Origin of the sequence: Shewanella zhuhaiensis (assembly GCF_022484835.1) — a bacterium.
Taxonomy (GTDB): Bacteria; Pseudomonadota; Gammaproteobacteria; order Enterobacterales; family Shewanellaceae; genus Shewanella; species Shewanella khirikhana.
This window is the reverse complement of sequence record NZ_JAKUDL010000002.1, coordinates 547,626-570,718: the sequence shown is the minus strand read 5'-3', so window position 1 is coordinate 570,718 and position 23,093 is coordinate 547,626. Positions and strand designations below refer to the sequence as shown.

22 protein-coding genes are annotated in these 23,093 nt (G+C 53.6%); 10 read left to right on the top strand and 12 right to left on the bottom strand.

Features of this window, described 5'->3' with window-relative positions:
• Window positions 1-23: 23 nt before the first annotated feature.
• Both MJ923_RS08195 and MJ923_RS08190 read left to right on the top strand, forming a co-directional pair.
• Window positions 24-1,295 (top strand): YeaH/YhbH family protein, encoded by a 1,272-nt coding sequence (locus MJ923_RS08195; RefSeq protein ID WP_240590666.1) that lies wholly within the window; start codon window positions 24-26, stop codon window positions 1,293-1,295.
• 9 nt (window positions 1,296-1,304) lie between these two features.
• Window positions 1,305-2,825 (top strand): SpoVR family protein, encoded by a 1,521-nt coding sequence (locus MJ923_RS08190; protein ID WP_240590665.1) that lies wholly within the window; start codon window positions 1,305-1,307, stop codon window positions 2,823-2,825.
• A 157-nt stretch (window positions 2,826-2,982) separates the two neighbouring features.
• Here MJ923_RS08190 and fadR read toward each other — a convergent pair whose 3' ends face one another.
• Window positions 2,983-3,705 carry a fatty acid metabolism transcriptional regulator FadR gene (fadR, locus tag MJ923_RS08185; RefSeq protein ID WP_126167069.1) on the bottom strand — a complete coding sequence of 241 codons (723 nt, stop codon included), beginning with the start codon at window positions 3,703-3,705 and terminating at the stop codon, window positions 2,983-2,985.
• Window positions 3,706-4,014: 309 nt separating this feature from the next.
• On the opposite strand from fadR, the gene nhaB reads away from it, so the two are divergent.
• Window positions 4,015-5,601, top strand: a complete 1,587-nt coding sequence (gene nhaB / locus MJ923_RS08180) for a sodium/proton antiporter NhaB (RefSeq protein ID WP_240590664.1) — start codon at window positions 4,015-4,017, stop codon at window positions 5,599-5,601.
• Between the two features lie 101 nt (window positions 5,602-5,702).
• Window positions 5,703-6,212 carry a disulfide bond formation protein DsbB gene (dsbB, locus tag MJ923_RS08175; protein ID WP_240590663.1) on the top strand — a complete coding sequence of 170 codons (510 nt, stop codon included), beginning with the start codon at window positions 5,703-5,705 and terminating at the stop codon, window positions 6,210-6,212.
• Between the two features lie 191 nt (window positions 6,213-6,403).
• On the opposite strand, the gene MJ923_RS08170 is transcribed toward dsbB, so the two are convergent.
• Genes MJ923_RS08170 through MJ923_RS08160 form a run of 3 tightly spaced genes read right to left on the bottom strand, consistent with a single transcriptional unit; the run spans window position 6,404 to window position 8,205 of the window.
• Entirely contained in the window at window positions 6,404-6,847 is a 444-nt protein-coding gene (locus MJ923_RS08170) for a YcgN family cysteine cluster protein (RefSeq protein ID WP_338092218.1), read from the bottom strand.
• Window positions 6,848-6,886: 39 nt separating this feature from the next.
• Window positions 6,887-7,888: a lytic murein transglycosylase gene (locus tag MJ923_RS08165; protein WP_240590662.1), complete on the bottom strand. Its 1,002-nt coding sequence runs from the start codon at window positions 7,886-7,888 to the stop codon at window positions 6,887-6,889.
• 38 nt (window positions 7,889-7,926) lie between these two features.
• On the bottom strand, window positions 7,927-8,205 hold the full coding sequence (locus MJ923_RS08160) for a YcgL domain-containing protein (protein WP_126169465.1): 279 nt from the start codon (window positions 8,203-8,205) through the stop codon (window positions 7,927-7,929).
• A 122-nt stretch (window positions 8,206-8,327) separates the two neighbouring features.
• Here MJ923_RS08160 and minC point away from each other — a divergent pair, with 122 nt between their 5' ends.
• From minC to minE, 3 genes are read left to right on the top strand one after another with little or no spacing between them, the layout of a single operon-like run.
• Window positions 8,328-9,017 (top strand): septum site-determining protein MinC, encoded by a 690-nt coding sequence (gene minC, locus MJ923_RS08155; protein ID WP_240590661.1) that lies wholly within the window; start codon window positions 8,328-8,330, stop codon window positions 9,015-9,017.
• 29 nt (window positions 9,018-9,046) lie between these two features.
• Window positions 9,047-9,856 carry a septum site-determining protein MinD gene (minD, locus tag MJ923_RS08150; protein WP_240590660.1) on the top strand — a complete coding sequence of 270 codons (810 nt, stop codon included), beginning with the start codon at window positions 9,047-9,049 and terminating at the stop codon, window positions 9,854-9,856.
• Between the two features lie 2 nt (window positions 9,857-9,858).
• Entirely contained in the window at window positions 9,859-10,116 is a 258-nt protein-coding gene (gene minE / locus MJ923_RS08145; protein WP_240590659.1) for a cell division topological specificity factor MinE, read from the top strand.
• A gap of 162 nt (window positions 10,117-10,278) precedes the next feature.
• Here minE and rnd read toward each other — a convergent pair whose 3' ends face one another.
• The 8 genes from rnd to MJ923_RS08105 all read right to left on the bottom strand — a co-directional run bounded on the left by rnd (window position 10,279) and on the right by MJ923_RS08105 (window position 19,327).
• On the bottom strand, window positions 10,279-11,406 hold the full coding sequence (rnd, locus tag MJ923_RS08140; RefSeq protein ID WP_240590658.1) for a ribonuclease D: 1,128 nt from the start codon (window positions 11,404-11,406) through the stop codon (window positions 10,279-10,281).
• A gap of 60 nt (window positions 11,407-11,466) precedes the next feature.
• A complete protein-coding gene (fadD, locus tag MJ923_RS08135) occupies window positions 11,467-13,143 on the bottom strand; it encodes a long-chain-fatty-acid--CoA ligase FadD (RefSeq protein WP_240590657.1) in 1,677 nt (558 codons plus the stop codon).
• A 166-nt stretch (window positions 13,144-13,309) separates the two neighbouring features.
• Window positions 13,310-14,188 (bottom strand): alpha/beta fold hydrolase, encoded by an 879-nt coding sequence (locus tag MJ923_RS08130; protein ID WP_240590656.1) that lies wholly within the window; start codon window positions 14,186-14,188, stop codon window positions 13,310-13,312.
• 176 nt (window positions 14,189-14,364) lie between these two features.
• Complete coding sequence (locus MJ923_RS08125) at window positions 14,365-15,174, bottom strand: class I SAM-dependent methyltransferase (RefSeq protein ID WP_240590655.1); 810 nt, start codon at window positions 15,172-15,174, stop codon at window positions 14,365-14,367.
• Window positions 15,175-15,259: 85 nt separating this feature from the next.
• Entirely contained in the window at window positions 15,260-15,907 is a 648-nt protein-coding gene (locus tag MJ923_RS08120) for a M50 family metallopeptidase (protein WP_240590882.1), read from the bottom strand.
• Window positions 15,908-15,968: 61 nt separating this feature from the next.
• Complete coding sequence (locus MJ923_RS08115) at window positions 15,969-16,298, bottom strand: hypothetical protein (RefSeq protein WP_240590654.1); 330 nt, start codon at window positions 16,296-16,298, stop codon at window positions 15,969-15,971.
• A gap of 155 nt (window positions 16,299-16,453) precedes the next feature.
• Window positions 16,454-17,164: a tRNA (adenosine(37)-N6)-threonylcarbamoyltransferase complex dimerization subunit type 1 TsaB gene (gene tsaB / locus MJ923_RS08110; RefSeq protein ID WP_240590653.1), complete on the bottom strand. Its 711-nt coding sequence runs from the start codon at window positions 17,162-17,164 to the stop codon at window positions 16,454-16,456.
• A gap of 117 nt (window positions 17,165-17,281) precedes the next feature.
• Window positions 17,282-19,327: an ATP-dependent DNA helicase gene (locus tag MJ923_RS08105; protein ID WP_240590652.1), complete on the bottom strand. Its 2,046-nt coding sequence runs from the start codon at window positions 19,325-19,327 to the stop codon at window positions 17,282-17,284.
• A 461-nt stretch (window positions 19,328-19,788) separates the two neighbouring features.
• Between MJ923_RS08105 and hisG the strand changes: the two genes are divergently transcribed.
• The 3 genes from hisG to hisC are packed head-to-tail and all read left to right on the top strand — an operon-like array spanning window position 19,789 to window position 23,078.
• Window positions 19,789-20,682 carry an ATP phosphoribosyltransferase gene (hisG, locus tag MJ923_RS08100; protein ID WP_240590651.1) on the top strand — a complete coding sequence of 298 codons (894 nt, stop codon included), beginning with the start codon at window positions 19,789-19,791 and terminating at the stop codon, window positions 20,680-20,682.
• A gap of 3 nt (window positions 20,683-20,685) precedes the next feature.
• Entirely contained in the window at window positions 20,686-21,993 is a 1,308-nt protein-coding gene (hisD, locus tag MJ923_RS08095; protein ID WP_240590650.1) for a histidinol dehydrogenase, read from the top strand.
• Window positions 21,990-23,078, top strand: coding sequence for a histidinol-phosphate transaminase (gene hisC / locus MJ923_RS08090; RefSeq protein WP_240590649.1), 1,089 nt, complete (start codon window positions 21,990-21,992; stop codon window positions 23,076-23,078). Before hisD ends, hisC begins: the two co-directional genes overlap by 4 nt.
• Window positions 23,079-23,093 lie beyond the last annotated feature (15 nt).

The window sequence follows — 23,093 nt, the reverse complement described above, 5'->3', positions numbered from 1 at the left end:
TGGCCGGATTTGGGGAGGTGCGTATGGCGAATTTTATTGACAGGCGATTGAACGCCAAGGGGAAAAGCACGGTAAACCGGCAGCGGTTTATCAACCGATATAAAAAACAAATCAAAAAGGCCGTGAGCGACGCGGTCACCCGTCGCAGTGTTACCGATGTCGATAAAGGCGAGAAAATCAGCATTCCCACCCGGGATATCACCGAGCCCATGTTTCACCAGGGCAAAGGCGGCTATCGCGAGCGGGTACATCCCGGCAATGACCAATTCACCCGTGGCGATAAGATTGACCGGCCTCCTCAGGGCGGTGGCGGTCAGGGCAGTGGTCAGGGTGATGCATCCGACTCCGGCGAAGGTCAGGACGACTTTGTATTTCAGATCTCTAAAGATGAGTATCTGGAGCTGCTGTTTGAAGATCTGGAGCTGCCAAACCTGCAAAAAAACCGGCTGAACAAGCTGGTTGAGTTTCAAACCTACCGCGCAGGTTTTACCAATGATGGTGTGCCTGCCAACATCAACATTGTCAGGTCTCTGCGCTCATCCCTTGCGCGCCGCACCGCCATGAGTGCGGGCAAAAAGCGAGAATTACGTGCCCTTCAGGCCGAACTCGATGAGCTAGAAAACACCCCGGGGGCCAATGCCGAGCGGATTTTGGCGCTGAAGGACCAGATTGAGATACTCAAAAAGAAAATCGATGCGGTGCCCTTTATCGACACTTTTGACTTACGCTACAACAACTTCGCCAAGCGCGAAGTGCCCTCCAGCCAGGCGGTGATGTTTTGTCTGATGGATGTGTCAGGCTCTATGGATCAGGCCACCAAGGACATGGCCAAACGCTTCTATATTCTGCTGTATCTGTTTTTGACCCGCACCTACAAAAACCTGGAAGTGGTCTACATTCGCCACCACACCCAGGCCAAGGAAGTGGATGAACATGAGTTCTTCTACTCTCAGGAAACCGGCGGCACCATAGTCTCGTCGGCACTGAAGCTGATGGTTGAGATCCAAAAAGAGCGCTATCCGGCAGATGAGTGGAATATTTACGCTGCTCAGGCTTCCGATGGCGACAACTGGGCTGATGACTCACCCACCTGCAGGCAAATTCTGGAACAACAAATTTTGCCCATGGTGCGTTACTACAGCTATATCGAAATCACCAACCGCGCCCACCAAACCCTGTGGCGTGAATATGAATCCCTCATGCAAGTATTCGACAACATGGCCGTGCAGCACATTCGCCAGGCCGAAGATATCTACCCTGTTTTCAGAGAACTGTTTAAAAAGCAGGCGGTGTAAGGGGGCTTTATGGGGAAACGCAAACCGTTAAATGATGGACCCGATTGGACCTTTGAGCTCCTGGAGGCCTATCAGCATGAAATTGAGCGTGTCGCGACGCACTATCGGCTCAATTATTATCCCAATCAGATTGAGGTAATCACCGCCGAGCAGATGATGGACGCCTATGCAGGCATAGGCATGCCCATTGGTTACACCCACTGGTCGTTCGGCAAACGCTTTATTCAAACCGAGCAAAGTTACAAGCGTGGTCATATGGGGCTGGCCTACGAGATTGTGATTAACTCCAACCCCTGTATCGCCTATTTAATGGAAGAAAATACCATCACCATGCAGGCACTGGTGATGGCCCACGCCTGCTACGGCCATAACAGCTTCTTTAAGGGCAACTACTTATTTAAAACCTGGACCGATGCCAGCTCCATTATCGATTATCTGGTGTTCGCCAAAAATTACATTGCCGAGTGCGAGGAACGCTACGGCGTTGAAGCTGTTGAGAATATTCTGGACTCCTGCCATGCGCTGCAAAATTACGGCGTAGACAGATACAAGCGCCCTTCCGAGATCTCCTTCCGCGAAGAAAAAGCCCGCCAGAAAGAGCGCGAAGAATATCTGCAAAGTCAGGTGAATGATTTGTGGCGTACCGTGCCCACCAGCGCCACCGAAAAAGAAAAGCAGCCGAAAAAACGCTTCCCCGCAGAGCCGCAGGAAAACATCCTTTATTTTATTGAGAAACACGCGCCACTGCTGGAGCCATGGCAGCGGGAGATTGTGCGTATCGTGCGCAAGATGGGCCAGTATTTTTATCCGCAAAAACAAACCCAGGTAATGAACGAAGGCTGGGCCACCTTCTGGCACTACACCATTTTGAACCACCTCTATGACGAAGGTCTGGTGACCGACCGCTTTATGCTGGAATTCCTGCAAAGCCACACCGGCGTGGTGGCGCAGCCGCCCTACAACAGCCGCTACTATTCAGGCATTAACCCCTACGCACTGGGGTTCAATATGTTTACCGATATCCGCCGCATTTGTGAAAACCCCACCGAAGAAGACAGGGCCTGGTTCCCTGAAATCGCCGGCAGCAATTGGCTCGATACCTTGCATTTCGCGATGGAGAATTTTAAGGATGAGAGTTTTATCAGCCAATATCTGTCACCGACATTGATCCGCCAGTTTAAGCTGTTTGGCATTGTGGATGACGAGCGGAAAAATTACCTGTCCATTTCCGCCATTCACGATGAACAGGGCTATCGTGATATCAGGCAGATGTTGTCGCAGCAATATAACCTTTCCAACCTTGAGCCCAATATTCAGGTACATAGCGTTGAAGTGATGGGCGACAGATCCATTACCTTAAGGTACGTCCCCTTCAACGACATACCGCTGGCACAGGACTCATTTGAAGTGCTTAAACACCTGCATCGCCTATGGGGCTTTACGGTGATTTTGCAGCAGGAAGAAAGTGATGGCACCTTAAAAGAACTGGGGCGCTGCCCGCCTGCGCATTCAGACGATGGCAGCATCTGACTCCTGTCGCTTCAAAACAAAAACGCAGCCCTGGGGCTGCGTTTTTTAATTCTGTGCGTTGTAAAAAGCTTTCTGCAACTGGCTTTCTATAACTGAAGTTCTATAAAAGGCTTGCTGTGGAAGCCTTGCATCTACAGCAGTACAGCCTTCAAAATAATCAGCCGTGCGGATCCTGATTAATATCTGCTGGCATGGCATCTTTCAGCTTTTGCCACATTTTGCCACTGTTAATGCCATAGGTGCGCATCAAAGAAGGCACTTCGCCGTAGGCGTGGCGCTTGGCCAGCTGCTCCAGCTCGATGTAGAAATCCAATGCCATTTTACGGGCTTCACCGCTGGAAAAGTAATAGCGGCCAACACGGCTGTAAAGGCCTTTAAAGCCGTTCAGGATCAACACATACAGTGGGTTTCCAGAGGAAAACGCCAGCGTGTGATGCAGTTCGTAATCAAACTCGGCGTAGGCTTCCGGGGTATCTGGCATGCCGTGGATCTTCCCCAGCACCTCAACGGCGGTTTCCGGATTGTGACGTACAGCGCCGCGGAAATAGATGGCACTGACGTTGGTGCGGGCAGACAGCAGCTGGTCTACCAATACCGGAAAACCCTCAGGGTTCAAATCGGCAATGGTTTCAAGGATATTCAGGCCAGAGGTTTCCCAGAAATTATTAACCCGGGTTGGCTTGCCGTGCTGGATAGTCAACCAGCCATCACGGGCCAGCCGCTGCAACACTTCACGCAAGGTGGTACGGGTAACGCCGATAAGCTCTGACAATTCGCGCTCGGCGGGAAGAATGGAGCCGGGGGGAAATTTATTTTCCCAGATAGAACGCACTATGTATTTCTCTGCGAAACTCGCAGGACCTTTGGCATTGATAATCATCAGCCCCAATTTCCGGTGGTTTGTCCTCTTGTAAGGCACTGATCATACCAGAGCGGCAAAAAATGGAAACCTCCCCGCTTGCATTAGCAACCCCGGAAAGTGCTTGAATTCACATTGTTGTTTAAAAAGACAGCGAACAACCGCGGTAATTGACAGTTTTTGCAAGTCGGATCGGCTTTTTGAAATGCCACGCTGCCTATCCTGGATTACTTTGGGGTAAGGTTTAGGCTAGACTGAACTACATCTATTCAGTAATACTCAAAACAACAATAATCCTCATTGATTATCAAGCATATGGGAGAGGGGAACATGCCATCTACTCTAGGGCAGTCGTTATTTGCCAACTTTCTGGGAAACTCCCCCAGATGGTATAAACTCGCGATTCTGTCGTTTCTCGCGATAAACCCGGTACTCTTTTATCTAAACCCCTTTGTTGCGGGCTGGGTATTGGTCATTCAGTTTATTTTTACCCTGGCGATGGCACTCAAGTGCTACCCGCTGCAGCCCGGTGGTTTGCTGGCTATCGAAGCGGTCATTATTGGCATGACCACCCCCAGTCAGGTACTGCATGAAATCGAGGCTAACCTCGAAGTACTGTTGCTGCTGGTGTTTATGGTGGCCGGTATCTACTTCATGAAACAGCTGCTGCTGTTTGCCTTCACCAAGATGCTGACCAAGGTACGCTCCAAGGTGGTGGTATCACTGCTGTTTTGTATCGCCTCCGCCTTCCTGTCGGCCTTCCTCGATGCGCTGACGGTAATCGCCGTGATTATCACTGTGGCTGTGGGCTTCTACTCGATTTACCACAAGGTGGCGTCGGGTAAAGATTTCAGCTCCGATCACGACCACACCTCCGAAGCACCCGAGCAACTTAATGAAGAAGAGCTCGAATCTTTTCGCGGCTTCCTGCGTAACCTGTTGATGCACGCCGGTGTGGGTACTGCCCTGGGTGGCGTGTGCACCATGGTGGGCGAGCCACAGAACCTGATTATTGCCGCCCAGGCCAACTGGCAGTTTGCCGAGTTCGCGATTCGTATGTCGCCAGTGACAGTGCCGGTATTTTTTGCCGGGATCCTGACCTGCTTCCTGGTAGAGAAATTTAAAATCTTCGGTTATGGCGCCAAGCTGCCCGATGCAGTACACCGCATTTTGTCAGATTACGACGCTTATGAAGATGCGCGCCGCAGTCCAAGAGACAAGGTCAAGCTGCTGGTGCAAGCCCTCGTGGGTGTGTGGCTGATTGTGGGCCTGGCGTTCCACCTGGCCTCTGTGGGTCTGATTGGTCTGTCGGTCATCATCCTCAACACCGCCTTTAACGGCATAACAGATGAGCACGCGCTCGGTAAAGCATTCGAAGAAGCCCTGCCCTTTACTGCGCTGCTGGCCGTATTCTTTGCCGTGGTGGGGGTGATTATCGACCAGCAACTCTTCGGTCCTGTTATCCAATGGGCACTTGGCTTTGAAGGTAATGTGCAGCTGGTGATTTTCTATATCGCCAACGGACTGCTCTCAATGGTCAGCGACAACGTGTTCGTGGGCACTGTGTACATCAACGAAGTGAAAGCCGCGCTGCTCAATGGCCAAATCAGCCGTGATCAGTTCGATTTGCTGGCTGTCGCCATCAATACCGGTACCAACCTGCCCTCGGTTGCCACGCCTAACGGTCAGGCTGCATTCCTGTTCCTGCTGACCTCTGCGTTGGCGCCACTTATTCGCCTGTCCTACGGCCGCATGGTGATGATGGCACTGCCTTACACTATCGTGCTGTCGATTGTCGGTATTCTGACTATCGAAATGGGGCTTTTGGAGCAGATGACCCAGTACTTCTACGATGTAAACCTGATTAACCACCACAGCGTGGCCGAGGCTGCCGGTAAAGCAGTGGGTGGACATTAATTCCTTCGATTGACTGAACTTCTTTGCTTAAGTAAAGTCAGAAATAGCCCGCACCTCAGTGTGCGGGCTTTTTTATGGAATGCCATTTTCACGGAGACCCTATGTCCAGCCTGATTTCTTTCGCCCACAGTCGCTTATCCTGGGCGATATTGGCCCTGAGCGCCCTGTCATTAGAGTTGGCGGCACTGTATTTTCAGTACGGGATGAAGCTAGATCCCTGCGTTATGTGTATCTACCAGCGCCTTGCAGTGTTTGGTTTACTTGGCGCCGGGGTACTTGGGCTTATTGCCCCGGCAAGCCGTATCATGCGTCTGCTGGGTGGCCTGCTCTGGGGCGTCAGCAGTATCTGGGGCCTCAAGCTCGCCCTGGAACTGGTAGATATGCAAAATAACCCCAACCCCTTCTCAACCTGCTCGTTCCTGCCGGAATTTCCAAGCTGGATGCCACTGCACGAATGGCTGCCGGATGTGTTTATGCCCACCGGCATGTGCACCGATATCCCCTGGCAGTTTGCCGGTGTCACCATGGGCGAGTGGATGATTGTGGCCTTCAGTGTCTACCTGCTGGCACTGCTGGTATTTCTGGTACCTATTTTTAAAAAGTCCGCCTGATGCTTGCTATCAAGGCTGATTGCCTGGCACTGGCCGCATAAACGAAAAAACGCCCTGACGGGCGTTTTTTGTTGACTTGGCAAAGGCTTCGTCGGATTTTCTAAGAGCGGCAGCAATCACAATCAGACAGTGAATAGTCATTATGCACGGCGACGTCAGCTGCACTCAGTCGAAGGACTCAGTCGAAGCACTCAGTCGATATCTTTCAGCGGCCACAGCACTATGTGGTCTTCCATGTCCCTGACCTTGGTTTCACATACGACCTTGCCCTTCACCGACATACCTGCGGCGTGCATGGCCTCTTTGCTGCCGGTGATAAGCGGATGCCAGGAAGGTAAATCACGGCCCTGATACAGGCGGATATAGGCGCAGCTATCGGGCAGCCAGGTGAGGCTGGCGATGTTGTCCACCGTGATGGCGGCGCAGCCCGGCACAAAGGTAAACCTTTCCGTGTAATGGCGGCAGTGGCAGGCGTCTCTGTCCAGCAGTTTACAGGCCGCGTTGGTGTAATAAAGCTCATCGGTTTCATCGTCGATAAGCTTATTCAAACAGCACTTGCCGCAGCCGTCACACAGGGATTCCCACTCCTCGGTGGTCATTTCATCGAGGCGTTTTTGTTTCCAGAACTCAGTCACAACCTATACCAATCACACTGCAAAGGGCGGGAGTATACCCTATTCTCCCAGTTGAAACTTGATGCGATCCGACAGATGCACCAGCGCGAGCGCAAAATAGTCGCTGTCCCGCCAACGCTTGATAGCAAGATAGTTGTCGTACACCAGATACACCCGCCCCTTGGGGCCATCGGGCATAACCATGGTGACCAACATATCGCTGCGGGCCGGTAAATCCGTGCCATCGAAGCGCCGAACGCCCAGTGCCTGCCAATCGGCAAAGCCTTTCTTGACGCCACTCGAAGCCAGCGTCACATCAAAATCTGCTGGGATCTTCACCTGGCGGCCCCAGGTTTCGTCGGCGCGCCAGCCGGACTCCTTCATAAAAGAAGCGATAGATGCGAATACGTCGGCAGGATTGGTCCAGATATCCGCTTTACCATCATCGTCACCGTCTTTGGCATAGGCCAGGAAACCCGCCGGCAGCAACTTGGGTTGCCCCATGCGGCCATCGGGGGTCGCCAAAAGCTGCTCAAGCTGCCAACTGCTGCTGTCTAGGATGTTCAAGGCAGCAAAAAACTGCTCTCGATAGAAGGCTTCACGTACCCCGCGATAGGCTTTTGATGCCGTCACCGACAGTACAGGATATGCGCCTGACTCACGACCATAGCGCGATTCAAGCCCCCACAGCGCCACGATAAACCGCGGCTGCACGCCGTAGGCGTCACCGATCCGCGTTAAGGTCTCGCTGTGGCCCTGGTACTGAAACTTGGCCTCATCGACCAGGGTATCAGTCAGCACACTTGGCAGGTATTTATCGAGATTGCCGGCACTTTCAGGTGTGGCTTCATCGTCACCGTTTTGGCTTTTGGCCAAACGGAACTCTTTCACCTTGGGGAATACCGCGGAAATGGTTTCCGGACGAATGTCATGTCTTTCAAGGGCTTCTTTACGAAGCCCTTCGAGGTAGTCAGCAAAGCTGCCACTGTGACTATCTTCGGCAAGCGCCACGCCGGACAACAGTGCCAAAGCAGACAGGGAAGTACAGAGTAATGACTTCACAGTAACGAACGCCTCCTAACGAATCGGTCAGTCCTTTATCAATCCTCTATGCCTAAACTGCGGCGGTGTTCGGTCAATAAGTTCTCTTTTGGGGGCGGAATTTGCAAGTAGTAACCCTTTTGTTCGAGTTCGGCGCGTACCTTGCTGATGTCCGCTATCCCCAGTTTGTCTTTTTTATCCAGCGGTAACAACATTACCAATTTAGGTTGCCCGAACATCTGCATCAGCGGCTCAGGCACCTGGCTGAAATCCTCTCGTTTGGGGACAAACAGAAAGGTTTCTTCCTTTCGGCTGCTCTTATAAACGGCACATATCATAAGTGTGTCAATTTCCGAAAATATCAAACTTGCCAGTCATTGGGGCACACTATAACATGGGCTCTTTAGAAAAAAATGTAGATCAGCGCGAGACTGATTAATTTCTGGAGTATTATACGGCGATGCCAAAAGCAAGCCTTGAATTAAAGGGATCTTCTTTCACGCTTTCTGTTTTGCATATTAACAGCGCAAATTTGGACAGCCTTGCCAGTGAACTGGACCGTAAACTCGCCCAGGCCCCGCAATTTTTCATTGGTGCGCCCCTGGTGCTTAACCTGGGTGCGATTGACGACGGTGAAATGGATTTAGCCGCGCTGAAACAACTTCTTGTATCGCGCCAGCTGGTAATAGTAGGCGTGACTTCCGCTTCAAAAGCCCTTGCCGAGCAAGCCAAATCCTTAGGACTGGCTATCGTCAAGGCTGGCAAAACCGCCAACGGTCAGACCTCCCCTGCCGCCGCGTCCTCTTCAGAGCCCAAAACCACCCGGATCGTGAGACAAAACGTGCGTTCCGGTCAGCAGATCTACGTCAAAAACGGCGATCTGGTGGTGATTGGCGCCGTGGGAAATGGCGCAGAAGTGATTGCCGATGGCAGCATACATATTTATGGTGCACTCAGGGGCAAAGCCATGGCTGGAGCCAACGGTTCCAAGGATGCCGTTATCCTGGCCAAATCCCTTGAGCCCGAACTGATTTCCATCGCGGGTCAATACTGGCTGACAGAGAATTTACAAAAGCACGGTGTGACTGCGAAAAGCGGCTGTGTGCGCCTCGAAGGCGACTCACTAACAGTAGAATCACTGCCATTGTGATGGGGCAGAATTAAAGGACAGAAATAAACATGGCACAGATTATTGTTGTCACTTCAGGAAAAGGTGGTGTAGGCAAAACCACCTCCAGCGCAGCCATCGCCACCGGCCTGGCCCTGCGCGGCCATAAAACCGTCGTTATCGACTTCGATATCGGTCTGCGTAACCTCGACCTTATCATGGGCTGTGAGCGCCGCGTTGTGTATGACTTCGTCAACGTGATTAACGGCGAAGCCAATTTGAATCAAGCACTTATTAAAGATAAACGCTGCGAAAAGTTGTATGTGCTGCCCGCATCGCAGACTCGCGACAAAGACGCTCTCACCCGCGAAGGTGTGGGCAAGGTGCTGGACGATTTATCTAAGGACTTTGAATTTATCGTCTGCGACTCCCCTGCTGGTATCGAAACCGGTGCCCTGATGGCGCTTTACTTTGCCGACGTGGCCATTGTAACCACCAACCCGGAAGTGAGTTCCGTCCGCGACTCAGACCGCATCCTGGGTATTTTGCAAAGCAAGTCTCGCCGCGCAGAGCAAAATCTTGAGCCCATCAAGGAATACCTGCTGCTGACCCGCTACTCCCCAACTCGGGTGAAAAATGGCGAAATGCTGAGTGTGGCTGACGTGGAAGAAATCCTCGCCATCAAGTTGCTGGGTGTTATCCCTGAATCTCAGGCAGTGCTACGCGCGTCCAACTCAGGCGTGCCTGTGATTATCGATCAGGAAAGTGATGCCGGTCAGGCATACAGCGACACGGTCGGGCGTCTGCTCGGTGAAGAACTTCCCCTTCGCTTCGTAACCGAAGAGAAGAAGGGCCTGTTAAAAAGGATCTTTGGTAGCTGATTATGTCTTTACTCGATTACTTCAGAAGCAGCAAGAAACCCAACTCGGCCTCCATGGCCAAGGAACGCTTGCAAATCATCGTGGCCCATCAACGGGGTGAGCGCGACGCGCCGGATTATTTCCCGCAAATGAAGCAGGAAATCATCGAGGTGATCCGCAAGTACGTGCACATTTCCGAAGAGCAGGTGTCAGTGCAGCTTGAGCAAAACGACGATAACCTGTCGGTACTCGAGCTAAACGTTACGCTGCCGGAGCGCTGATAAGCCCTTGCCTCCTTGCCGGGCTCCAGCGCCGCCAGGCGGTTAATGGCGCGAAACAGGCGCAAGCACGATGCAAAAACGCACAATGCAAAAACGACAAAAAAGCCGCCCTCGGGCGGCTTTTTATTGTTTACGGCATCTATAATGCGTCCTGGCCGCAGGTTACATCGCTAGCTCGGCGTCGGTTAACGCGTCCAGACAGTCTTTTGCCAGCGCGCCGCGCCAGCCTTGCAACAGCAACGGCAGCTGCGCGCCCGCTTGCACCTGCCAGCGATACTCCAGATATTCGTGAATATGCCGCTTGGAGCAGAAAAGCTCCGCCGGTAAGCCTTCACGTTCACACACCTCGGTCAGCACCGCCTTGATGGCCTTGAATGCCTGCTTGTAACCTGGCTTCAACGCCAGTACATCGATTGGCTTTGGCAAATGGGTCAGATCGGCGCGCTGCAACACCTTCAGCAGCTCTTTGCCATGAATACGTTTTTCATGCTCAGACAAGTCATTGATTTTCAGCAAATCACTTAATGATTTAGGTTGCTTTTTTGCCAAAGCGATAAGGGCGTGATCTTTAATCACAAAGCCAAGGGCCAGATCCCTGTCCAGCGCCCGCTCCAGACGCCAGGCCGCCAGCACCTTAAGGTATGCCAGCTGCTTGGGCGTTAACTGAAACGCATTTTTCACCTTAAGGAACGCTGTTTCTGCCGAGGGGCGCTCAAGCCGCCCTTCCGTGAGGCGGGCGCCCTCTTCCAACAGCCAGTCCATACGGCCAAGCTCATTAAGCTTTTGCGCCAGCATGGGATAAAGCTGGTACAAAAAGAACACGTCATTGGCGGCATATTGCAACTGGGCATCGGTCAGCGGCCGCTTTATCCAGTCGGTACGTGACTCGCCTTTATCCAGAGTTTGCCCAAGGCATTCTTCCACCAGCTTGGCATACCCCACGCCATGGCCTAGACCGCAAAGCGCCGCAGCAATCTGGCTGTCGAACAGCGGCGATGGTTGCACCTTGCCGTAGCGGGCAAATACTTCCAAATCTTCAGAGCAGGAATGCACCAATTTAATAATGCCAGGCTCGATCAGCAGTGACCAAAAGGGAGACAGATCCTGAATATCCAGCGGGTCAATCAAGGCCAGTGTTTTGCCATCGTACGCCTGAATAAGCCCCAATCTGGCATAGTAAGTCCGGGTGCGGACAAACTCGGTATCCAGCACCAGCACCGGGCTTTGACGATACTGCTCAACAAGTGCCCCCAGGGTTTCATCGTCCTTTACGTATTGAAACTCCAGCAAACTATCTCTCCCCTCTGAAAATAATCGAACAATAAAAAACCGGCTTACGCCGGTTTTTTATTACGCCTTGTTGAGCTCTTCGTTTCGAAGCTCACGGCGCAATATTTTACCCACGTTGGTTTTAGGTAACTCGTCCCTGAATTCTACCAGTTTGGGGATCTTATAGCCCGTTAAATGATGTTTACAGTGCTTGATAATATCGCCTTCGGTCAAAGATTTGTCTTTGGCGACCACAAACACCTTCACCACTTCACCGCTGACTTCATTGGGCACGCCGATAGCCGCCACTTCCACCACCTTGGGATGCATGGCAATCACATCTTCCACCTCGTTGGGGAACACGTTAAAGCCGGATACCAGGATCATGTCTTTCTTACGGTCGACAATGTAGAAGAAGCCCTGCTCGTCCATATAACCTATGTCGCCTGTGGCAAGCCAGCCATTGGCATCTATCACCTTGGCGGTTTCTTCTGGGCGCTGCCAGTAGCCTTTCATTACCTGAGGACCACGGGCATAGAGCTCACCGGTCTCGCCCTGAGCCAGTACCTTGCCATCATCGTCACGCACCTGCATCTCAGTCGAAGGCGCAGGGAAGCCGATAGAGCCGTTGTAACCTTCAAGGTTATAAGGGCAGCAGGTCACCAGCGGCGAGGCTTCGGTAAGACCATAACCTTCCAGCAAACGGGTTTTGGTGATGCTCTGCCACTTGTCAGCTACCGCACGCTGCACCGCCATGCCGCCACCGATGGACAGCTTGAGGCGTGAAAAATCCAGTTGAGTGAATTCTTCGTTATTCACCAGCGCGTTAAACAGGGTGTTCACCCCGGTCAGCGCGGTAAAAGGATATTTTTTCAAATCGGCCACGAACGCCGGAATATCACGGGGATTGGTGATAAGCAGGTTGTTGGCGCCCTTGTGCAGGAACAGCAGGCAGTTCACTGTCAGGGCAAAGATGTGATACAGCGGCAGCGCAGTCACCACAAACTCTTTGCCATCGGCCAGCAGCGGCGCATAGGCGCCATTAGCCTGCAGCACGTTGGCCGTTACGTTGCCGTGGGTCAGCATGGCACCCTTGGATACCCCTGTGGTACCGCCGGTGTACTGCAAAAATGCGAGATCGCTGTTGGTCAGCTCGGGTTTGACATATTGCAGACGGCGGCCTTTTTGCAGCGCCTTTCTGAAAGAAATGGCATGGGGCAAATCGTACTTGGGCACCAGCTTTTTGATGTACTTCACCACAAAGTTCACCAAAGTGCGCTTGGGTGCACTCAGTAAGTCGCCAAGGCCGGTGACAATAACGCTCTCCACCGGAGTCTCATCCACTACTTCTTCCAGCGTGCGGGCAAAGTTAGACACGACAACAATGGTTTTGGCACCAGAGTCAATCAATTGATGCTTAAGTTCCCGCGGGGTGTAAAGGGGATTGACGTTAACCACCACAAGCCCGGCGCGCAGCACACCAAAGAGCGCAATGGGATATTGCAGCAGGTTTGGCATCATCAGCGCGACGCGATCGCCCTTTTTCAGACCGAGCTCGTTTTGCAAATAAGCGGCAAAGGCGCGGCTGCGCTCTTCGAGTTTGCGGTAGGTCAGCACGGCGCCCATATTGATAAAGGCGGGCTGATCAGCATAGTCACGTACTGCCTGTTCAAACATGGCGACCAGACTGTCAAAACGGCCTGCATCTATGTCGGCAGGCACATCATGTGGCAAATGATTAATCCAAGGCTTGTCCACAAAAATCTCCTAAAACCCCGAGGTAACGGTGAGGCTCGAATACGGCTGGAGAGATCACCGATACGGTTGTTTTAACTTGTTATTATTGAATCACGCTCGAAATCATACAAGCGTTTAAATTTTTGACAATCATCACACAAATGAGCAAAAAAGCCCAGCCTCTTTTTTACCCCTGCGCCTGGGATGCCAAAAACGCGTTAATGGCCGCCGCGCACGCTTGTGGATGGGTCATGTGCAAATGATGATCGCCCGAGAGCTGCACCTGAGTTAAGTTTTGATACAGCGGAGCACTAAGCTCAAACAAGGTTTTCAGTTGCTCATAGCCACTGTCGCCCATCAGCAGCAAACTCGGCAGCGCAAAGCCCCGGATAAAGGCTTCCCCGTGGGCAGGCGTAAGCCGCATGGGCGAATCAAACTTAAGTCGGGGGTCTGTTTTCGAAACCACACCGGCATCAGTAGCAGCAAAGTTGCGCCTGAGCAACAGCTCACAGGCCGCTTTATCAAGCCCGGTCAGGCGATGCCTTGCCTCAATCACAGTCTCGAAACTGGCATAAACCTTGGGGTTTGCAAAGCTGGTAGCCCATTGCCAGTGGCTGTCGAAACTCCGGGCGAGCCGTTCGCGGGTTTTACCCGGCCGCTCTGTTAAGGGCCCAAGGGCTTCAATCAGCACCAGCGCGTCGGTCGCATCCGGATAGCTGGCAAGATATGCCGACGCCACTATGCCCCCCAGAGAGTGGCCGATAATGGCCTTTGGCCGCACTCCCTCGCCTTCAAGGTGCATAAGAACCCCGTGCAAATCATAAAGATAGTCAATCCAGTGCAAAGGGTAACTACCCGGCCTGTGCTCAGAATCACCGTGACCCGGCCAATCAATGGCGAGGAGTCGGTAATCGGTTAGTACATCGGCGAGCGGCGCAAAGCTGCTGGCGTTATCGAGCCAGCCGTGCAGCGCCAGCAGCAAAGGCTTGTCGGCATCGCCGTATGCTATTGCCGCAAGCCTGATATGGGGCAACGCGAGAGTTAACTCATTTACGGCAATGGTCATGGCAAAGCTCCTTGCAACTCCTGCAGTTCCAAACGCCTGCGGATGGGTGCGCATTCTTTTGTATCGTCTTATGGAAAATCAAGACCTCAGACAGAAAAACGCCGGCACTGAGGCCGGCATTATCCCACGCTTGCGGGGCGATTACCTGTTATTTATCCCGCAAAAACCGCCAAGACTCATTTAGTTGCCGGTTTTACGAACTTTAAGGTCATGCGATCGCTCTCACCGATGGCAAGGTACTTGTCCTTGTCCTGCTCACCAAGGCGCAGCGATGGCGGCAAGGTCCAGACACCCTGCTCATAATCCTTGGTGTCTTTGGGGTTGGCGTTGATTTCGCTTTTGGCTGCCAGCACAAAACCTGCAGTCTCTGCAAGTTTAATCACCTCAGATTCTGTCATGTAACCCGATTTGAGGCTCATGCCTTCGTTTGCCCTGTGCTCCACCACACCGAGCACGCCGCCTTCTTTAAGCACATCAAATGCCGCGGCAAACATGGTTTCAGCCTGGCCTGACATGGCCCAGTTGTGGATATTGCGGAAGGTGAGCACCACATCGGCGCTGCCACTGTCACCAAGGGAGGTCTTGTGAGGCGGGTCGAAGGTCACGGTTTTGGCCTTACCCACTTTAGCAGCGTTGGTTTCAATCCAGCTTTCGAGGGCTTTGCCCAAACGAAGACGATATGCTGGGCTCTTGGCGTCCGGCGCAGGGTTGGTTTCAAAGTTAGCGGCAATGTACTGGCCATCTTTGGCCAGCAAAGGCGCAAGAATTTCAGAGTACCAGCCGCCACCCGGCCAGAGTTCAATCACGGTTTTTTGGCCATCGACACCGAAAAAGCTCAGGGTTTCACCTGGGTGGCGATACATGTCCCGCGCCATACTCGATGCCTGACGCAAATCGTTCTTCAGGGCTTCATCAAGGGTGGTGGCACTGGCCGCACCGCTTAATCCAATCAGCGCAACCACGGAGGCCGCTAACAACGTCTTCATCCTGTTCTCCTTGAATTTCATCAGCCTATCCCGGCGGGAAGAGACCTCGAAGCTACCAAGGCAAAGCAGAATTGCCAAGACGGATTCATATTTTGTTGCAATTACCTGGTCCAGCACCTGGACCAAGCACCCGCCGCCAACACAGCCACAGACACCCGGCGGCAATCAGCAGCCACAATCCAATCCACACAAATGCCGGCACCCAGATAAGCCCAGCGAGCAGCTCTGCATCACCCTGACCATCGAGCCCCCATAGGTAGGTGGGGCTTTTGATGGCATTGAGCAGCACAATCAGCGCCATAAAACGCAACATGGACACCAGCCAAGCAGCGCCTGCAAGTTTTAACGGCAGAAAAAACAGCCCCGAAAGCACAATCAGAATGCCAATGGTCAGCACATCCCGGGCGTAAAAGAGCAGTACCACCAACACAAGCGCGCCGAGTAGTGTAAATGCAGGCCGGATCCCCTTGGGCCAACTCGCCATCATAAACAGCAGCAACCCCCACAGCGCAGCCCCGGCGTATCCGGCAAAGCCAATCAATACCGGGCTGCCACCTGCTGAGAAGCACAGTCCCGCGCCATTGGGAAAAAGCTGGATATGACTGACCACGCCGCCCGTGATCAAGGTTGCCAGCGCGTGGGATAACTCATGGAAAAAGCTTTCAAGCCATTTAAAGGGCACGCCAAGATAAGGTACGTAAGTCACGGCGCCGGCAAGAGCGAGCAGCATCATAAACTGCAAGGGACTGTTGGCTGGGGCCGTCTCGGGGATGGCTGCAAACTCTGCGCGCGGTTCAGGCATAGAGATCCACGCCCACCATGGCACGTATTTCCTCGCGCCGCTGAGCATGTTGATTCAAAAGATATTCGGAAATGGCTTCACGGGAACGGCCGGGGGTGTCGTAATCGACGCTTCCCTGAGCATCCCGGTATTCCTGCAGTAAAAACCGCGCCGACTCACCCCGCTCACGGGGAAGCTGACCACGGCTATCAGTTGCCGTAGTAGCGCTTGTCTTACCGTGCTCGCCGTTTAGTGCGGCAGGATTTGACAGCACACCCGCGGCCCCGGGCAACTTAATGCCCCGGGCGGAAAAGAATTCAAGCTGTGCCGATTGAATATGCACCGCCAATCACTCCTTTACTCTGGGTGTGGGAAACCTGCTTACCAAGCACGCTAATGGGAGAGCGCGCCAATGGGGTTTCCGAGAAAGCTTCCAGCGAAGTCACCAGGTAAGCCACCAACTAAGCCACAAAAGCGGCACACTTGTTCACGTCGCGACTATTCGCGCCCCGGCAATTTCTTCCACGCCACCGTATCACGAAGATACACAGGCTCCAAGTCATCCACTGCGGTGTGCAGGCCACGGGCAATGCCGTCCCTTGCCAATGTCAGCATAGCTTCGGCGGCAGGAAATTTCACCTCAGCACTAAGCTCCAGGCCATGCCCAAGCGTCAAAAGCTCAGGATAGGTATCAAAACCTGTGCCACAGGCCAGCCTGACACCATCAGATACCTTCACCATCGACGGTGGCAATACAGTTTCTTCGCCCACCAAGGTTGCCACGCCATCCTGCATCCGGTACTCACCCACATAGACTTCAGACATGCGCGCATCAATAGCGCACAGCACCCGGGTTTCACCGCTCTTTTCCATCGCTTCCTGCGCCATGGCGGCCAGGGTAGAAATACCAATCACCGGCAGCTCGCGACCAAGTGCCAGGCCCTGGGTCATGCTGGTACAGATACGAATGCCGGTAAAACTGCCGGGACCACGTCCGTAGGCAATGATGTTGACATCGCTAATGCTGAGCCCGGCCTCGTTTAACAGCCCATCAATCATGGGCAGCAGGCGCTGGCTGTGCTCACGGGGGGCATCAGCCATATCGGCATAGGTTTCACCCTTGGCAAAAAGCGCGGCAGAGCAAGCTTCGGTACAGGTGTCGAGCGCGAGGATCACCGGATTGTCCGGCAGTGCAATAGGCTGCGTCATGGGGTATGAGTTTCCAAAATCGTTGGCCACAGAAAGGGGGCCCAGTCGGTCATTGCGATGATTTTACCCGATAAACCGCCGGCCATAAAACGGCTAAGACCAGCAGTCGGATTAAATTCAGTCAATTGCCTCTAAAAATGCGCAGGCAGCATTCAGGTCACGGGTACGTGCCATCGGCGGCAAAGATTGCAAAAATGCCTGACCGTAGGGCCGATTCACCAGGCGGTTATCGCAGATCACCAGGACGCCGCGATCAGTTTCATCGCGGATAAGCCTGCCAGCGCCCTGCTTCAGGGCAATCACCGCCTGGGGCAGCGAAATTTCCAGAAAGGGATCGCCACCTCTGGCCTCCACCCGACTGGCGCGGGCTTTGTAGAGACTGTCATCCGGTGAGGCAAAGGGCAACTTATCGATAATCACGCAGGACAGTAGCTTGCCGCGCACGTCTACCCCCTCCCAAAAACTGCCTGTGCCAAGCAGCACCGCTTCACCCAACTGTCTGAATTTGGATAGTAATTGCTGCTTACTGCCCTGCCCCTGAACCAGCAGTGGATAGTGGCAGCGCCCCACCAGAGAGCGGGCGACGGCCTCCATCATCCGGTGGCTGGTAAAGAGGATAAAGGTGCGCCCCTTGGCGGCCTTAATCAGTTTCAGACACACCTCGGTGAGCTGGCGCACCATGGCATCCTGATTGGCAACGCTGCCAAGACGGCGCGGCACGCACAACAGGGATTGCCTGGGGTAATCAAAGGGACTGTCGAGCAGCACTTCTTTACACATTGCCGCTTTGGCACCAGCAGTACTCGATTGGGTGCGAGTGGATTGAGCAATGCTGGATTGAGTCCGGCTGGATTGAGAACGCTTGGCTGAAGCTGGCACTGGCGATGTCAGCCCAAGCTCACGGGTAAAAAACTGCAGGCTGCGCTCCACCTGCAAAGTCGCCGAGGTAAACACCCAAGCGGTGTCTTCGCTGAACAACTCACGGCACGCCTTGGCAATATCGATGGGGGAAATACGCAGCATCAAATGGCGCTCACCGATATCGATACCATAAGCAGAGCCCGGATCGTCACAGGCAATAAAACGCTCGAGCTTTTGCTTAAGCTCCGGTAGCTTAACGGCAAAATCATCAAGTGGCTCACTGCGCCCCAGATTGGCGAGCCGCAGAGCTTCCAGTGCCGAGAGTTCGCCAATCAGCTCAGCTGCGGCCAATGCTGCTGTTTTATCTTTAAGCAGTTGCCTGAAATCACTGCTGCCTGCATCAAGCAGGCAATTTTGCCAGGCATCCAACTTAACCCGGGCACGCTGCGGCAATAGCTTAAGCCCCTGGGTATCGCCAAGCTCACCTTCGGTGAGCCGCTCTATGCCATCAAGCAGCCGTCGCAGACTGCCGGTGGAAAGCTGAGAGCCAAAATACTGAATGGCGATATCAGGCAATAGGTGCGCCTCATCAAATATCACCGCATCCACATCGGGTAAGAGTTCGGCAAAACCTGTGTCTTTCAGCACCCTGTCAGCAAAGAACAAATGATGGTTCACCACAATCAAGCGGGCATTCATTGCCCGGGCACGGGCTTTACGGGTAAAACACTCATCATAAAAGGCGCAGCGCTGACCGGTGCAGCTATCCTGAGCACTGGCCACCAGACTGATAGCGCGGGCATCTTCGGCCACGCCGGTCAAATTACCAAGGTCACCATCTTCAGTGGCTTGTGCGAATTGATTGAGCTTCAGTAAATCATCCAACAGCTTCTCATCGTGACTGAAAGCCGCATCCATCTGCGCAGCCATCAGCCGCTGACACAAATAATTGCTGCGCCCTTTTAACAGGCTGACCGGCACCTTGAGCTTAAGCATCTCCAGCAATGCAGGTAAGTCTTTATAAAACAACTGCTCCTGCAAATTTTTACTGCCGGTACTGACTATCACCTGCTTGCCACTTAATAGCGCAGGTACCAGGTAGGCAAAGGTTTTGCCCACACCGGTACCGGCCTCCAGCACCAATTTATGGGTATAGCTTAAGCAGGATGCCACTTCCTCAGCCATCTGCTGCTGCACCTCACGGCGCCGATAACCGCGGATAAAACGTGACAGCAACCCACCTTCATCGAAGACGGCCTGCGTACGGGTTATCAGGTTATTGGCAGCGGATTGGGAAGACAAACAGGCTCCGGTGTCGGGAGAATTCAGCGCTCGGTTGAGTGCATTATGCCGATTTCACTGCCTGTCACAAGGGCAGCAAAGCTAAGCCAGCAAAGCAGGCATGCCCAACGTGAATATTCATGCAAAGCTGAACTTTTTTAATATTGACGAAAAACACCCTTGCAAAGCGTCCTCAAAGTCATTAGTGTAAAAAGCGTCCGATAAATTCGGCCAGACAGCAAATGTAACGAGCGCACGGCGCCAGACACAGGATTAAAGACACATGTTCCAGCTTTCGACTGCCAAGCACCATCATCACCATCATAAGCGGTAGCCTTCGGAAGCTCACTGCCGAAGGTGCATTCCTTCTGGCGGTCATGATCTAAAGTTTCAGGACAACCCCCGGAAGGAATTCCGGGGGTTTTTCTTTGCACCAAAGCTTTTGATTTTAAACATTACTTTAGATACCAGGATATTTCGCCATGACTGCCAGACTGAGAATCGCCATCCAAAAATCCGGACGCCTGTCCACCGAATCCCAACAGTTGCTGAAAAGCTGCGGGGTAAAATTCAGCGTGAATGAACAGCGGCTTATCGCCCACGCCGACAATATGCCCGTGGATATCTTGCGGGTGCGTGACGATGACATCCCAGGTCTGGTGATGGACGGCGTAGTCGATTTGGGCATAGTCGGTGAAAACGTGCTGGAAGAAGAGCAACTTGAGCGCGAGTGCCTCGGCAATGCCGCGAAAGTTATTAAGCTCAGACAACTGGACTTCGGTGCCTGTCGCCTGTCTCTGGCGGTACCCACCGAATTTGTTTATGGCGATGCAAGCTCGCTGGAAGGCCTTAGGATCGCTACTTCCTACCCCAACCTACTCCGCCGTTTTATGCAGAATAAAGGCATATCCTATCAGGACTGCCAATTAAAAGGATCTGTGGAAGTGGCGCCCCGTGCCGGCCTTGCCGATGGTATCTGCGATCTGGTATCGACCGGTGCCACCCTCGAAGCCAATGGCCTGTACGAAACCGAAGTCATCTTCCGCTCCATGGCTTGTATTATTCAGTCCACCACGCCACAAAACGATGCCAAGCAGGCACTTATCAATAAAATCCTGTCACGGGTTAATGGTGTTATTCGAGCCCGGGAAAGCAAGTACATCCTGCTGCACGCCCCAACCGAAACCCTGGAGCAAATCGTCGCCCTGCTGCCCGGCGCCGAAAACCCCACTGTGTTGCCGCTCAATGATGAGACCAATCGGGTTGCCATCCACGCGGTCAGCACCGAAGACCTGTTCTGGGACACCATGGAAGAACTGACCGCCCTCGGCGCCAGCTCCATTCTGGTGATGCCAATCGAAAAAATGATGGGGTAAGCGATGGAAACCTTGGTCTGGAACACCTTAAGCGAGGATGCCAAGCGCAAGGCGCTGTCCCGCTCACCTCTGGTGGGTGACGACAGTCTGGCAGCATCGGTCAGTGACATTCTTGACAATGTGAAGCGTGGCGGCGACAAGGCGCTGATTGAATACGCGGCGCGCTTCGATAAAGCCGAAATCGATACGCTGGGGCTGAGTGCTGAGGCCATCGCGGCAGCCTGCGAGCGCGTCAGCCCCGAGCTTAAAGATGCCATCAACGCCGCCCGCACCAATATTGCCCGCTTTCACAGCGCCCAGCAGTTCAGTGAAATCAGCCTGGAAACCCAGCCGGGGGTTCGCTGTGAGCTTAAAAGTGAAGCTATTGAAAAGGTGGGGCTTTATATTCCTGGCGGCAGCGCCCCCCTTATCAGCACTGTGCTGATGTTGGCAGTGCCTGCCTCTATCGCTGGTTGTACCAAGCGGGTGCTGGTAAGCCCACCGCCCATTGATGACGCCATTCTTTACGCGGCCAGCGTGTGCGGCATTACCGATGTGTTCCAGATAGGTGGTGCCCAGGCAATTGCTGCGCTCGCCTACGGCAGCGAAAGCGTGCCAAAAGTCGATAAAATTTTTGGCCCCGGCAATCGGTATGTGACCGAAGCCAAGGCCCAGGTGGCAAGGGATACTCAGGCAGCGGTCACCATCGACATGCCAGCCGGTCCTTCCGAAGTGCTGGTAATAGCCGATGATACGGCCAGTCCTGAGTTTATTGCTGCCGACCTCTTATCTCAGGCAGAACACGGCAGTGACTCACAGGTGATTTTCGTCACCGACTCCAGCGCCCAGGCCAAGGCCGTTGAAGCGGCACTTGAGCGCCAGCTTGCGCTGCTGCCACGAAGAGAAACCGCAGAAGGTGCGCTGTCATGCAGTCGCATTATCATGACTGATACCCTGGATGAAGCGGCAATGGTCTCCAACCTCTATGCCCCGGAGCACCTGATCATTCAAACCCGGGAGCCAAGGGCGCTGCTGCCACGTATTCGTGCGGCAGGGTCGGTATTTTTAGGCGCCTTTACGCCGGAATCAGTTGGCGACTATGCCTCAGGCACCAACCACGTGCTGCCCACCTACGGTTACAGCAAAACCGTCTCCAGCCTGTCGCTGGCTGATTTTTGTCGCCGCTTTACGGTGCAGGAATTAACTGCGGACGGACTGAAAGGACTTGGTCAAACTGTGATGACACTGGCTGCGGCCGAGTCACTGGATGCCCACAAAAATGCGGTAAAAGTAAGGCTTGATGCCATCGCACATGAGGAAAATGGTCAATGACATCTCAGGTAAACACAATTCCAGCGGATAGCCTGGCTGCCCGCCTCGCTCGCCCTGAGCTTTTGAGCCTGGAGCCCTACCAGAGCGCTCGGCGCATCGGTGGCAGCGGCGAAATTTGGGTGAACGCCAACGAGTCGCCCTTTAACCGCACTGGCATTGATGGCGCCAACCGCTACCCGGAATGCCAGCCACCCGGGCTGATTTCCGCCTACGCGGCGTATGCCGGCGTTGCGGCCAATGAGCTAATATGTGGCCGCGGTGCCGATGAAGCCATTGAACTGCTTATTCGCACCTTTTGTGTACCCGGCAAAGACAGCATCGGCATTTTCAGCCCAACCTATGGCATGTACGCCATCAGCGCCGCCACCTTTAATGTGGCGGTCAACACCCTGCCGCTGGCAGAAGATTTCTGCCTGCCTGAGGACATCTCGGCCTTAACAGGCAGCAAATTGGTGTTTGTCTGCAACCCCAATAACCCAACCGGCACCCTGCTGCCGCTTGGTGAAATTGCGCGGGTGGCGAAAACCTTCCCCAATGCGCTGGTGGTGGTTGATGAAGCCTACATCGAATTTGCCCGCAACCCAGACGGCTCACCCGCCCAAAGTGCTACAGGTTTGATGGCAGAATTTGGGAATCTGGTGGTGCTGCGCACCCTCTCCAAAGCCTTTGGTCTCGCCGGTGCCCGCTGCGGTTTCCTGCTGGCAAGCGCCTCGGTGTGCGAGCTGGTGATGCGGGTGATTGCGCCCTATCCGGTGCCTGTACCTGTGTCTGTGATTGCCGAAAAAGCCCTTTCCGTGCAGGGCGTCGCCCAAATGTGCGCCGATGTGGTACTGCTTAATAAGCAAGGTGCAAGACTCTCAGCAGCGCTCACAGACGCAGGGCTTCGCGTCCTGCCAAGCGGCGGCAACTATGTGCTCGCCTTCAGCAATGATGTGGAAGCACTCGCCAGAGCCCTTGCCAACGCAGGCATAGTTGCCAGACGCTACAGCCACCCAAGGCTTAAAGATGCCATCCGCATCAGCTACACCAGCGAGCAAGAGACGGATTCCATTATCGAGGCCATCGGCCGCATCGACAGCAAATAATCATAAGGACAGAGT